The organism is Bacillus sp. FSL M7-0003, from assembly GCF_038628485.1.
In the GTDB taxonomy this organism is placed as follows: Bacteria; Bacillota; Bacilli; order Bacillales; family Bacillaceae; genus Bacillus; species Bacillus safensis.
In genome coordinates this window covers 1,106,110-1,119,108 of the sequence record NZ_CP152024.1, presented here as the reverse complement: position 1 = coordinate 1,119,108, position 12,999 = coordinate 1,106,110, and the positions used below count along the sequence as shown (strand labels likewise).

Sequence of the window (12,999 nt, the reverse complement as noted above, 5' to 3'; positions counted from 1 at the left end):
TCACTTTTCATTTGGCAGTTTACCTGTTTTTTTGTATGACGCAATATCACTTTCAATGTCTTTCACAAAAGCGTCGTCAATGGTGGAACTAAATTTCCCCATCTCGACCACTCCTTCTTTAAAATCAAAGGAGTACTCATCTTGTTCATTTAGCTTGCCTTCATTAAACTTCTTTGCAATGATACTATACGCTTTATCAACATGCTGTACAGTGCTCGTTAAAACTGTATGGCTGCCTAGGTTGGATTGATCGGTGACGTACCCGATCGCTGATAAATTATCGGCTTTGATTTGTTCAATGACAGGGATATTATAACCATCACCTGCTGGATACACAACATCAACGCCCTGCTTTTTTAATTTTTGATAGAGCTCCACCGCTTTGTCAGCATCATCCCAGTTTTCGACAAACTCTGCTAATACTTGTACATGTTCATCTTGATATTTTGCTCCTTTGATAAAGCCGTCTACTTCACTTTGCCAATCATATGTAGCAAGAATACCAATCTTTTTTGTTTTTGACATATGTGCAGCTGTCATGCCTCCGAAAAAGCCCATCGCTTCACCTTTAAACGTCACGTTTGTGACATTGCCCGCCTGAGGCTTGTTTCCATTGACCGTAATAAATTGTATGTTTGGATAATCTTCACTGATCAAGTTAAAAATTTCACTGTATTCATTGCCATGGCCAATAATCAAATTGACTCCTTTTTTATGGAATTCTTCAATGGCATCAACGATTTTCTCCTTGTCGACCATTCCTTCCTTATAATAAACATCTACACCAAATGTTGATTGGATACTTAATAAGCCTTTATAACCTTTCGTTCCCCAAACTTGATCATTGATCGTATCGGGGACGAGTAAACCCACCTTCTCAATTTTTCCTTTTAAAGGCGCCTGCGAGCAGGCAGATAATAGAAGAAGGAACGAAAAGATCATGACAAGCCGCTGGTACTTCATGCCATGTTCAACTCCCTTTTACAACATGCAGTGATGAACCTGTATGTTAAATATAGGTTTATTTTATACTGAAAAAAGATAAGATGGAAGATCATTCTTGCTTTTTGTCGAAAAATGTTGAGTTTTGTCTTTTCCATTCTGCAATCATGTCTTCTGCTTGTTTGTCATCTGTTTGGCTCTCTACCTTCAATTCATACGTCATGTCCTGTCTTTGACCTGTGTCCGATGCCCATTGTAACAATTCCTTTGCCACATCTTCTACAAAAAGTGAATCTGCACGCTTTGTTTGATCTTCATTGAGTGTCCATGGTCCGAACATGCGAGGAAGAATAACTGCCGGCACATTCTGTTTCGCGGATTCGTTTTCAGGTTTTTCATAAAGAATCTGGTACATGCCATGCTCTGCTTTGATGTCTTTCTGCCTGTTATGCGGTTCCTCTGATTGAATAAAAATGAGGTCATACGTGTCTTTGCTATCCTGAAGGTCAATGACACGAACGAGATCATTTCTGCCCAGCCACATCATCCGCTCTTCTAACAGAGCCTTTTGTTCTTCTTTAAGATCATGAGGACGCGTGATATCCACTTGAATGCCCTCTTTCATCATATATTCACAAAGTGTCAGGCCAAAAAACTCATCTGCCCCTATGATCAGTCCTGTTTCCATGTTCATGTCCCCTTTTTTAATATCGAATAAAAAGAAGAGCCCTTTCTATGAAGGGCTGTTATCATCCTATTCATCACAATTCTCTTTCATGCGATTTATAAAACTTGTGAATGGATTGAAAGATTCTTCTCGGATGATCAAACATATGCAGCGTGAGATCGACCTGACAATGTTCTGGATTTTTCATATGCTGATCAATAAAAGGCTTTGCGTGAAGTTCATATGCATAAGGTGCGCCGTTTAGCCTTTGCCATATATGAATCGGCACATGAGCAGAATGAACAGGACAAGAAGGCAGTGGATACGTTTCAGCTTCCTTTTCAGAACAGCCATAGCTCTCTGCTAACTCTTTGAGCAGCTGCTTATAAAAGAATTTGTGTTCCTTTTCTCTTTCTCGTTGTGCATCCAGATTCAGACATGGATTCACCATCGCAATGGACCTTAGTACTTCAGGCATCTCCTCAGCAAGGCTCATGGCAACAAGTGCACCCATTCCCTCTGCGAGCACATGAATTTCCCGGTTTAATATTTCTTGTTTTAGTGTGTGATGCACGAGCTGCTTGGCACTAAAAACAGCATCTTCGCATCCCCAGTGATTCCCATGAAGATGACTATTAAACAATGTATATCCTTCATCCTTTAAGGCAGTTAAAAGCTGGTTTCTTCCATAATGCTGAAGCCAGAATGATGTATTTTCCTGCACAAAGTGATTTCGGTCACCGAGGATTAGAATGCCAAAGCCATTTGGTTTTTGAGGAAGGTGAATGATGTTCCACTGGGAACCAAGCTGGAAAAAACGTTCGCTTACACCCATATGGCCAGCCTCCTTTCAGTGATTCTGCTTTCTATGATATGAACAACAACTCTTGTAGGAATAAGGAAATCCCCTAAAGACAGAAGAATTCTTTTTATTTTTATAGCAGAAGGTCTCAGAATGGTCACATAAAGGCGGAAAACAGTCTTTTCCCTTCACTTGCATCTATGGTATGATAATCAATAGATTGTTACATAAAGGACGGTGGGATTATGCATTATATTATCACCCTCATTTGGACTTTTCTGCTGACACATATGGCTGGTTACATCGTTGCCTCTATGAATGGAGCTGCTTATGATTTTACGCTCACTTCCATTCTTGCAGTTGTGTTTACGGTTATTTTATTCATCTTTGCTGAAGTAAGTCCAATGAAAGAAACGGAAAGTTCAACAAAACATTCTTAATATGACTTGTGAAAAAGAGCTAAATTGATGTTTAGCTCTTTTTTCTTTTTTTCAGAGTGATTGCGGCACGCTAAAACCCCCTGCCTTCAACATACAGGGGGTTTTTATTGTTTATACCTCGACGGTTTCGGACTTCTGTTTGTCCGCTGTCAAATGGCTTTTCGCAAGCCCTGTAAACAGGAAGATCGCGATACCTGATAAAATTTCAAGGATTCCTCCGCCAGCAATGACAGGTCCCGCTCCAAATCTTTCTGCCAGGACGCCTGATACGACAGCTGCAAGCGGGAGAAAGACATTTGATGAGGCATTGATCACAGCATATACTTGCGGCTGATCCTCTTGGTCAACAGAGGTTTGAATAATGACCATTTCCGGCACATTGATCGCACTGACAGCAGCTCCGAAAATAAAGGAAGCAAGCAGAACAACCGGCAGCCATGTACTCATCCCTGTAATAAAGAATGCAGCCCCTTCAATCATGCCAGCGACAATAAAGAACAAACCAAATCTCTTAATTTTCACCTTTGCCAGAGCAAAGCCCATCATAAACGCGCCAACTGCGGCAACACCTCTTAAAATGGAATACACCATTGAGTCGCTTTGCAGCGCTTCTGCTACGTATACCGCTGACAGTGCCTGCCACGGAGCTGCTGCGACATTCATTAAGATACAATACAGCGTGAGCGCAAATAAAATGTGATGGTTTTTGACAACGAGAAAACCTCTTTTTAAGTTATACAAATATGTATTCTTCGCTTGTTTAATGCCCGCTGCTTTTTCTTCATCGGTTTTCTTTAGTTTGACCCCGATAATAAACAGACCAGAAATCACAAATAAAGCAGTGGTGATCAGCAGAGTATCTGCAGGTCCAATTAATTTAACCAAAAGGCCTGCCACCATGACTGCTGCAAGTGCAACAATCTCAAAAGAAGATTGCAGGATTGCATTTGCTTTTTGAATGAGATGCTTTGGAACAATCTGCGGTAAGATCGCCACCGAAGCTGGATTATAAGCTGCACCTGTTGCCGATTGAATAACCATTAATGAAATCAATAACCATAGAGGCAATAGATGCGAAAAGTGCAGAAGTGGAATAATGAGTACGATTGTTGCTCGAACAACATCTGAAGCGAACATCCATTTAGACAAATGGTGCTTTTTCATAAGAGGTCCTAATATTGGGGCTAACAAAGATGAAGGGAGAACAGTTACTGCTAGAAGAAGTCCTGTACCGAGCGCTCCATCCCCTCTTAAAATCAATAGCCAAAGGACGGATGTAAAAGCAAAACTTTCCCCTGTGTTTTTAATGAGTCTTGATATGAATAATGAGGTGAAGCGTTTATTCCAAACACTTTCACTGAGATTCATCTTTTCCATCACACAAATCCTTTCAACAATATATTACATATTTTACCTTAAGTTCTCTTTTTTTCATACTATTTATTTGAAAATTTGAACTTAATTGTTTTTTATTATAAAGAAAAAAGAGGCATGACACATGCCTCTAAAGTCTTATTCCTGCTGACTCTTAGTCAATTGCTTACGGCTTTCTTTGGTAGGTCCAAACACGATTATGGTTCGAGTTATCAGGAAAGACATCGCCTGCTTTAAGCTTAATCTTTAAAGGATCTTTCACCATACTTCCAGTTTCGCCGATCTCGATATACACACCATTATTCGGTGCTTTATTCCCTGATTTAAACTGATGCTGCTGACCCATTTTCATCCTCCTTTCTCGATTGATGTTATTATGTCCCGTCCCTTGGCTCTCCAATCCTTTATGCAAAAAGTCCCTGCTCATACGAGTCAGGGACACTTGGATTTATTTGGATGGTTGATACATAAGTTCTTTCATTAACGCTTTTTGCACATGCAGGCGGTTTTCTGCCTGTTGAAATACTTTTGATTGCGGCCCGTCAATAATATCTGGCGTCACTTCTTCCCCGCGATGTGCCGGGAGACAATGAAGGAAAATATAGTCCTTTGCTGCATGACTCATCAGTTCGTCATTGACTTGATATTCTTTAAATTCAGCAAGACGTTTCTCTGTTTCTGCTTCCTGCCCCATGCTTGTAAACACATCTGAATAAATAACATCTGCATCTTTTACAGCTGCAACAGGATCTGTTGTCACGGTCACTTCTGCGCCTGATTGTTTTGCAAACCCACGGGCAGTGTCTGTTACTTCTTGAAGTGGTTCATAGCCTTTTGGTGATGCAACCGCAATGTCACAGCCTAGCTGCGCACAGCCGACCATCAAGGAGTGCGCCACGTTATTTCCGTCACCGATATAGGCCACTTTGATTTCTTTTAAAGTACCTTTTGTTTCTTTAATGGTTAATAAATCAGCAAGCGCCTGACATGGATGTGAGTAGTCGGTTAATCCATTAATGACTGGAATAGACGCGTATTGTGCAAGCTCTTCAACCTTCTCATGTTCAAAGGTTCGAATCATAATACCGTCGACATAACCAGACAGCACCTGCGCTGTATCACTGATGGTTTCTCCTCTGCCAATTTGCAAATCATTTGAGCTGAGGAAGAGCGCATGTCCTCCTAGCTGCGTCATCCCCGCTTCAAACGAGACACGGGTTCTAGTTGAAGATTTTTCAAAGATCATCGCTAACGTTTTTCCTTTGAATAAATCTTGATATGGGTTTTGTTTCATTTCTTCCGCTTTTTCAATTAAATAAGCAATCTCATGGATTGAGAAATCTTTTAATGATAAAAAGTCTTTTCCGTATAATGCCGGTTGCACGTCGACTTGACTCATGCCGTCACTTCCTTTTTATATAATTCATGGAGCGATACTGGTGATACATCTCCATTTTTCCCTTGCAGGAATGCTTGAACTGTTTCATATTCGGTTAGGACTTGAACACCGTGTGTGAGTGCTTTTACACGCTGCTCTTTTGCCTCTTCATCTTCTCCTAAATGAATATGAAGGGATTTATCTTCATTCTGCAGCCAAGATTCAAAGCTGCCAGTCCAGACGTCAAAGCCTGCATGCTTCGCTTCATCTATCAATTGCTCGCTGCCTTGTATAAAAAGGCTTCCTTTTTTCTTCCAGATCGGCGCAAACACTTTTTTCAAGGCGCTTTCGGCGTTCTTGCCTACACACATTCCTTCTCCTGTCGCTTTCATTTCAGGTGTCAGCTTGAGGTCGATATCTTGAATGGCATGTGATGAGAACACTGGGAATTTGACCGCTGTCCCCCCTTTGTTTTTCGTTGCAGGGTTTAGTTCTTCAAGCGATGCACCGGCTAATAATTGAGTGGCCATTGGGATCATATCAATGCCCATTACCTTACTGACGACTGGTACAGTCCGGCTTGCCCGCGGATTCACTTCTAATACAAGCGCCTGATCCCCTTTGATGACAAATTGGATATTCATAATGCCCTTGAACGCTAATTTCTTCGCTATTTGTTCAGACGCGGTATACACCTGCTGTTTGATGTCTTCACTGATTGAGATACTTGGTAAAATGGCAAAGCTGTCACCTGAGTGCACGCCCGCTTTCTCAATATGTTCTACGATGGTTGGAATGAAGGCCTTTTTTCCGTCAGAAATAAGATCGACTTCAATTTCTTTTCCTGTGACGTACTCATCAATTAAGATTGGGTATGGTAAATGATCTGGCTGATCAAGCAGTGACGCCAAATGTGCTTCTGACTGAACAACGATCATTCCCATTCCGCCAATGACATACGATGGGCGAATTAATACAGGGTAACCGATGCTTTTCGCATGTACGAGTGCTTCTTCTTTCGAATGAGCCGTATCTCCTTTTGCGTGAGGAAGATTTAGTTCATCAAGAAGCTGATAGAATAAATCACGGTCTTCAAGTGCATCCAGCGTATCAAAGGACGTACCTAACAACGTGACACCGGCTTTTTCCAAGCCTTCTGCGACGTTAATCGCAGTCTGTCCGCCAAATTGGACAATGACAAAATCAATCTGTTCTGCTTCCACAACGTTTAGGATGTGCTCTAATGTAATCGGCTCAAAATATAAACGATCGGCAATCTCATAATCAGTACTGACTGTTTCTGGATTGTTGTTCATCATGATGGTTTCAAATCCAAGCTTTTGCAAGGTCAGAACGCCATGAACGGCACTGTAATCAAACTCGACCCCCTGCCCGATTCGAATCGGACCAGAGCCAATGATGAGTGCACGCTGCTTTGTTTTTTCTTGATGTTCACCATCGCTTTTGCCGAAGTAGGTGGAATAGAAGTAATTCGTTTTTGCATCAAATTCCGCCGCACATGTGTCAACAATTTTAAATGAAGCAGCAATACCGTATTCTTGACGAAGCTGCCTGATTGACTCTTCCGTGTGACCCGTAAGAAGAGCAATCGTTTCATCAAGGAAACCCTTTTCCTTTACCTTTTTCAAGGTATCTTTTGATAGCGTCCCCTTATGATCTTTCAATTCTTGTTCGAGCGTAATCATATTCTGGAACACATGTAAGAAGAATCGATCAATTTTCGTCGTTTGATGAATCGTTTCAACCGTTTCTTGTCTTGAAAGAAGCTCCATAACAGCGAAAAACCGGCGATCGTCTGGTGTTTTGATGAGTTCAAATAATTGTTCTGTCGATTGCTCTTTCAGTTCTGGAAGGTGGAAGCCCTTCGTTTTAATTTCAAGTGATGCAACTGCTTTTTGAATGGCTGACTCTAAATTCCGATCAATCGCCATGACTTCGCCAGTGGCCTTCATTTTTGTGCCTAATTGACGATCTGCCTGTTTAAATTTATCAAACGGCCAGCGCGGGAATTTCACGACAACATAATCGAGTGCCGGCTCAAAACTAGCATAGGTTGTGCCTGTGAGCGGGTTTTTCAATTCGTCTAGCGTATAACCCACCGCAAGCTTAGCTGCCATTTTCGCAATCGGATAGCCTGTTGCTTTTGATGCAAGAGCGGAAGAACGGCTGACCCGAGGATTCACCTCAATGACAAAGTATTCTTTACTGAGTGGATCAAGGGCAAATTGGATGTTGCAGCCGCCGACTACATCCAGCGCTGAAATGATTTTCAGGCTTGCAGAACGGAGCATTTGGTAATCCTGATCTGTTAATGTTTGGGAAGGTGCAACGACAATCGAGTCTCCTGTATGCACACCAACTGGATCGATATTTTCCATGTTGCATACCGTGATACACGTATTTTGACGGTCTCTCATGACCTCATATTCGACTTCTTTAAAGCCAGCTATGCTTTTTTCAACTAAACACTGGTGAATTGGACTCGCTAAAAGAGCTCCTTCAATGAGCGGCTTAAACGCCTCTTCTGTTAGAGCGATTCCGCCGCCTTTACCGCCAAGTGTGTATGCTGGTCTTAGGATAACTGGGAAGCCGACTTCTTTTGCAAATTGAAGAGCATCTTCCGCATTATCCACAATTTCACTATCTGGCACAGGTTCGTTCAAATGCTTCATGAGAGCACGGAATTTCTCTCGATCTTCACCGTTTTCAATGGTTTCAACTGACGTTCCGAGCAGGGTCACCCCATGCTTTTTCAGCACACCGGCTTTTTCCAGCTCGACAGCAAGGTTTAAAGCCGTCTGTCCGCCAAGGTTGGCTAAAAGACCATCTGGTTTTTCCTTTTCAATGATTCTTGTCACTGAATCAACTGAAAGCGGTTCAAAATAGATTTCATCAGCAAATGACTCGTCTGTCATAATGGTTGCTGGGTTATTATTCACTAAGATGACTTTGTAGCCTTCTTCTTTTAAGGCCATACATCCTTGTGTTCCTGAGTAATCAAATTCTGCTGCCTGACCAATGATGATTGGACCAGACCCGATGACTAGAATGGTTTGTATGCTTTGATCTTTAGGCATGTGCGACTTCTCTCCTTGCTTGTTTCACTTTCTCAATAAAATCATCGAATACCCATTCACTTTCAGCAGGCCCTGGGTGTGCTTCTGGATGAAATTGAACTGACATAATCAGCTTTTCTTTATGAATGAATCCTTCTACAGATCCATCATTGACATGAAGGAATTTCACGTCCACTTCTTTGTCATTCATGCTTTTTTCATTCACAACATAGCTATGGTTCTGACTTGTCATAAAGACACGTTTGGATTCTGTATCCTGGACAGGATGATTTGCTCCCCTGTGGCCAAATGGCAGCTTATACGTATCTCCGCCAAGTGCAAGAGCGATTAATTGGTGACCTAGGCAGATCCCAAGTGTCGGAAATGACATCATAATGTCATGAATTGTTTTTAAATACGGTGTCATGGTTTTCGGGTCTCCAGGTCCGTTTGAGAGCAGGATAGCATCCGGCTTAATCTCAAATACCTTTTCCATTTGTTTATATGGAATGACGGTTACTTTACAGCCGCGTGCTGCAAGCGAATCTGCAATTGATTTTTTAAAGCCAAAATCAATGAGCGCCACATGTTCTTCACCGCTGCCTTGTGTGTAAATCTCACTATCTGTCACCTGTGCGACGACATTGTCTTGTTTCATTGCAGGCGGTGTTTCGTTTTCGTCTACACTGAGCACAGCGTTCATCGTTCCATTTGCCCGGATGTTTTGCACGACTGCGCGCGTATCTGTATGTGTCAGAAGCGGGATATTCCACTTTTGTAAATAATCTTTTAAGCTGACCGCTGCAAGATGATGTGAAAAATGCTCTGCTGCCTCGTACACAACCACCGCTTTTACTTGAGGCTTCTTGCTCTCAAAGTCTTCATGGTTAATGCCGTAATTTCCGATCAGCGGATATGTGAAAACAATGATCTGACCTTTATAGGAAGGATCTGTGAGCACCTCTTGATAACCTGTCATACCTGTAAAAAAGACCACTTCACCTGTGATGCCAGCTTCTCCTGTCAGATCTCCTTCAAAAGAGGCTCCATCTTCTAAATTTAAATAACCTTTCATGCTTATGTCACCCCAAAAATTGAATAATTAATGATACAAATGTATTTTTATACGTTCGTTTGTAAAAAAATTTACACCGAAACTGTTTTATTGGCTAATACTTGAACAATTGCTTCGATCGCTTGATCCAGCTCTGCTTTCTTCACATTCAGCGGAGGTAATAAACGAATGACATTCGGACCAGCTGGAAGCACCAGCAGCCCTTGTTCTCTAAGAGCTGTGATATAGCCGGCGACTGGCTGATCACATTCAATACCTGCCATCAATCCTTTTCCCCGCACTTCTTTTACGATATTCAGCTGTTTGACATTTTGCAGCTTTTCTAACAGGTAATCACCCTTTTCTTTCACTTCTGAAAGAAACTCTTCTTTGAAAATGACATCGAGTGTCGCATTCACAGCGGCCATGGCGAGCATATTCCCACCAAATGTTGTACCATGTGAACCTGGAGAGAATGCATCTCCTAGAGCTTTTTTCCCTATGACTGCACCAACTGGAAAGCCGTTCCCTAACCCTTTTGCTGCTGAGATAATATCAGGGTCAAGACACGTCTCTTCGTACGCAAATGCTGTTCCTGTACGACCGATGCCTGTTTGAATTTCATCTACAATCAGCAGTGCTTCATGCTTTTTGCAAAATGCTTGAACGGCTTCAAGAAATGCTGGTGTCGCTGGATTCACTCCACCTTCACCTTGCACAACCTCCAGCATCACCGCTGCCACATCATCGACTGCACAGGCTGACATAGCGTCTGGATCATTAAACGGTACGTAGTGAAAGCCTTCTAGCATAGGGCCAAAGCCAGTTTTGATTTTATCTTGACCTGTGGCAGCCATACCAGCATACGTGCGCCCATGGAAAGAGTGCAAAAATGTGACGATATTTGTTTTCCCAGTCGCTTTACGTGCTAATTTAATGGCACCTTCATTTGCCTCTGCCCCGCTATTACAGAAAAACACGAGATCCCCTGAACTGTTTGCTGCCAGCTTTTCTGCTGCTTTTTCTTGCAGTCCATTTTCAAATAGATTCGATACATGCCAGACGTGGTCAAGCTGTTCCTTAATGGCTTGATTGACCTTTGGGTGATTGTGACCTAAATTTGTAACAGCAATGCCTTGTATAAAGTCTAAATATTTTTTTCCATTTGTATCGATTGCCCAAGAACCTGCTGCCTCTTTAATTTCAACATTCCACCGTCCATAGTTTTGAAAAAGATGACTCACAGGACCGCCTCCTTTTGTTTCACGATTCTTGTTCCTTTAAAGGTTTCTCCTGTAAAGATACTGCCTTTGCCATTTACGATCATCACTTCATCTACATCACCTGATAAAGCACTCAAAGCGGATTGTACTTTTGGAATCATTCCCCCGGAAATAATGCCTTCATCAATGAGTGAAAGGGCTTCTTGTTCTGTGACGACATCTAATAGTTCACCATTTTTTAAAATGCCTTCAACATCTGTGACAAACATGAGCTTATCAGCTTTCATAGCTCCGGCGACAGCTGATGCAGCTAAATCAGCATTCACATTTAAGGTTTGGCATTCTTCCGTCATAGACAGCGGCGCAATCACAGGAATGAATTGTTTCTCCATGAGTGCTTCTGCCATTTCTGGATGAACTTCTTTGATTTCACCAACGTACCCGTAAACGTCTTGATCAAGGAAATCGGCGACAAGCATCTGCCCATCTTTACCGGATACGCCGACAGATGATATATCATGCTTTGCGAGCTCTGACACAAAGTATTTATTGACTGTTCCTGAGAGAACCATTTCGGCTACCTCTAGCACAGGCTTCGTTGTTTTACGCTGACCGTCAACAAATTCTGTTTTCACTTCTAATTTTTGCAGCATGTCGGTGATTTCAGGTCCTCCGCCATGCACGATAGCCAGCTTAAATCCAGCAGCTTGAAGTGAGCGGACATTTTCATAAAATGTATCTGAAAGTTCTCGAATGACACTGCCTCCACACTTGAACACGATCGTTTTATTCATGTCTATCTCCTTCTTTATGTGCGATAGCTCGCGTTAATTTTCACATAATCATAGGTAAGATCACAGCCCCATGCTGCTGCTTCACCATTTCCCTCACTCATTTGAATGAAAATCGTAATCTCATCCTGCTCTAGATATGCTTTTGCTTCCTCTTCTGAGAATGGCTGCGGTTCATTGTGTTTGAATAAACATTGTCCGCCTAAATAAACTTCTACCTCTTCCGGAGTGACGGAAGCTGCGCTATGACCAATGGCTCCAACGATTCGACCCCAGTTAGCATCCGTACCATATACGGCGGTTTTGACAAGACTTGAACCAACGATTTTTTTCGCAATGATGCCGGCTTCCAAATTATTTTTAGCACCAGCGACTTTCGCTTCAATTAATTTCGTTGCACCTTCTCCATCTCTCGCAATCTCTTTGGCTAAATCCTCACAAGCTAGTTTTAATCCTTCTTTAAACAAAGGCCATTCTGGATGCTCTTCATTGAGTACATCGTTTTCTGCCATGCCATTTGCCATCACGAGCACCATATCGTTTGTCGACGTTTCTCCATCGACGGTAATTTGATTAAAGGTCACATCTGTAATGTCACGAAGCGCTTGCTGTAACGCTTCCTGTTCGACATTTGCATCTGTTGTGACAAAGCCAAGCATTGTGGCCATGTTCGGGTGAATCATGCCAGAGCCTTTTGCTGCGCCTGAAATGATGATCTCTTTTCCGTCTATCGTAAGGGTGTATGTTGTATTTTTAATGACAGTATCTGTCGTTAAGATCGCTTCTTCAAAATGGCCTTTTTCGGCTTTTGCTTCTTTTAACTCGGCGATGCCCTTTTTGATTTTATCCATCTCCAGACATTCCCCAATGACACCAGTAGAAGAAACAGCGATGTAATCAGGTGCTACACCTAACATATCTGCACAGGCTGCCTGCATGTCGTACGCGTCTTTTAATCCCTGCTCACCAGTACATGCATTGGCGATGGCACTATTGACAATGACACCTTTTAATTGTCCTGTCTTTTTTAAGCTTTGTTGTGTGACTTTGAGAGGCGCAGCTTGAAAATGACTTTGTGTGTAGACCGCTGCACTTGCTGCTGGTACTTCGCTGACGATGAGGCCAAGGTCTTTTTTTGAATAGCGCAAGCCAATGTGAATCCCCTTCGCTTCAAAGCCTTTTGGTGATGATACGTCACCGTCTATTTTGACAATGCTTTTTTCATTCAATTCGATCATGTTTGTTGTCTCC

At 42.2% G+C, this 12,999-nt stretch carries 12 protein-coding genes; 1 reads left to right on the top strand and 11 read right to left on the bottom strand.

What is annotated here, in order from left to right; translation table 11 throughout:
• The 3 genes from MHI23_RS05570 to MHI23_RS05560 all read right to left on the bottom strand — a co-directional run bounded on the left by MHI23_RS05570 (position 1) and on the right by MHI23_RS05560 (position 2,444).
• The gene (locus MHI23_RS05570) at positions 1-963 is read right to left on the bottom strand and encodes a BMP family ABC transporter substrate-binding protein (RefSeq protein ID WP_024425055.1); all 963 of its coding nucleotides are present in this window, start codon (positions 961-963) and stop codon (positions 1-3) included.
• 91 nt (positions 964-1,054) lie between these two features.
• On the bottom strand, positions 1,055-1,630 hold the full coding sequence (locus tag MHI23_RS05565; RefSeq protein ID WP_024426490.1) for a hypothetical protein: 576 nt from the start codon (positions 1,628-1,630) through the stop codon (positions 1,055-1,057).
• 73 nt (positions 1,631-1,703) lie between these two features.
• Positions 1,704-2,444, bottom strand: coding sequence for a hypothetical protein (locus MHI23_RS05560; protein WP_024425057.1), 741 nt, complete (start codon positions 2,442-2,444; stop codon positions 1,704-1,706).
• A gap of 212 nt (positions 2,445-2,656) precedes the next feature.
• Between MHI23_RS05560 and MHI23_RS05555 the strand changes: the two genes are divergently transcribed.
• Positions 2,657-2,851 carry a YjzD family protein gene (locus tag MHI23_RS05555; protein WP_003211779.1) on the top strand — a complete coding sequence of 65 codons (195 nt, stop codon included), beginning with the start codon at positions 2,657-2,659 and terminating at the stop codon, positions 2,849-2,851.
• 111 nt (positions 2,852-2,962) lie between these two features.
• Here the strand turns inward: MHI23_RS05555 and MHI23_RS05550 are convergent, their stop codons facing one another.
• The 8 genes from MHI23_RS05550 to argJ form a co-directional block, all read right to left on the bottom strand.
• Complete coding sequence (locus tag MHI23_RS05550) at positions 2,963-4,228, bottom strand: MFS transporter (protein ID WP_024426491.1); 1,266 nt, start codon at positions 4,226-4,228, stop codon at positions 2,963-2,965.
• A 163-nt stretch (positions 4,229-4,391) separates the two neighbouring features.
• Entirely contained in the window at positions 4,392-4,571 is a 180-nt protein-coding gene (locus MHI23_RS05545; RefSeq protein WP_008348517.1) for a YjzC family protein, read from the bottom strand.
• 102 nt (positions 4,572-4,673) lie between these two features.
• Positions 4,674-5,624 (bottom strand): ornithine carbamoyltransferase, encoded by a 951-nt coding sequence (argF, locus tag MHI23_RS05540; protein WP_342492358.1) that lies wholly within the window; start codon positions 5,622-5,624, stop codon positions 4,674-4,676.
• Positions 5,621-8,701, bottom strand: a complete 3,081-nt coding sequence (locus tag MHI23_RS05535) for a carbamoyl phosphate synthase large subunit (protein ID WP_268423309.1) — start codon at positions 8,699-8,701, stop codon at positions 5,621-5,623. Before MHI23_RS05535 ends, argF begins: the two co-directional genes overlap by 4 nt.
• A complete protein-coding gene (locus MHI23_RS05530; protein WP_024425061.1) occupies positions 8,694-9,755 on the bottom strand; it encodes a carbamoyl phosphate synthase small subunit in 1,062 nt (353 codons plus the stop codon). Before MHI23_RS05530 ends, MHI23_RS05535 begins: the two co-directional genes overlap by 8 nt.
• Before the next feature lie 71 nt (positions 9,756-9,826).
• On the bottom strand, positions 9,827-10,978 hold the full coding sequence (locus MHI23_RS05525) for an acetylornithine transaminase (protein ID WP_034621780.1): 1,152 nt from the start codon (positions 10,976-10,978) through the stop codon (positions 9,827-9,829).
• On the bottom strand, positions 10,975-11,751 hold the full coding sequence (gene argB, locus MHI23_RS05520) for an acetylglutamate kinase (RefSeq protein ID WP_025093396.1): 777 nt from the start codon (positions 11,749-11,751) through the stop codon (positions 10,975-10,977). Before argB ends, MHI23_RS05525 begins: the two co-directional genes overlap by 4 nt.
• Before the next feature lie 14 nt (positions 11,752-11,765).
• Positions 11,766-12,986, bottom strand: coding sequence for a bifunctional ornithine acetyltransferase/N-acetylglutamate synthase (argJ, locus tag MHI23_RS05515; protein WP_039177764.1), 1,221 nt, complete (start codon positions 12,984-12,986; stop codon positions 11,766-11,768).
• Between the last annotated feature and the right edge of the window lie 13 nt (positions 12,987-12,999).

Excerpts from the sequence above, each read along its gene's own strand:
- MHI23_RS05565 (WP_024426490.1), bottom strand. The coding sequence starts at position 1,630 with ATGGAAACAGGACTGATCATAGGGGCAGATGAGTTTTTTGGCCTGACA.
- argJ (WP_039177764.1), bottom strand. The coding sequence starts at position 12,986 with ATGATCGAATTGAATGAAAAAAGCATTGTCAAAATAGACGGTGACGTA.
- argF (WP_342492358.1), bottom strand. The coding sequence starts at position 5,624 with ATGAGTCAAGTCGACGTGCAACCGGCATTATACGGAAAAGACTTTTTA.
- MHI23_RS05555 (WP_003211779.1), top strand. The coding sequence starts at position 2,657 with ATGCATTATATTATCACCCTCATTTGGACTTTTCTGCTGACACATATG.
- MHI23_RS05560 (WP_024425057.1), bottom strand. The coding sequence starts at position 2,444 with ATGGGTGTAAGCGAACGTTTTTTCCAGCTTGGTTCCCAGTGGAACATC.
- MHI23_RS05545 (WP_008348517.1), bottom strand. The coding sequence starts at position 4,571 with ATGGGTCAGCAGCATCAGTTTAAATCAGGGAATAAAGCACCGAATAAT.
- MHI23_RS05530 (WP_024425061.1), bottom strand. The coding sequence starts at position 9,755 with ATGAAAGGTTATTTAAATTTAGAAGATGGAGCCTCTTTTGAAGGAGAT.
- MHI23_RS05570 (WP_024425055.1), bottom strand. The coding sequence starts at position 963 with ATGAAGTACCAGCGGCTTGTCATGATCTTTTCGTTCCTTCTTCTATTA.
- argB (WP_025093396.1), bottom strand. The coding sequence starts at position 11,751 with ATGAATAAAACGATCGTGTTCAAGTGTGGAGGCAGTGTCATTCGAGAA.
- MHI23_RS05550 (WP_024426491.1), bottom strand. The coding sequence starts at position 4,228 with ATGGAAAAGATGAATCTCAGTGAAAGTGTTTGGAATAAACGCTTCACC.
- MHI23_RS05535 (WP_268423309.1), bottom strand. The coding sequence starts at position 8,701 with ATGCCTAAAGATCAAAGCATACAAACCATTCTAGTCATCGGGTCTGGT.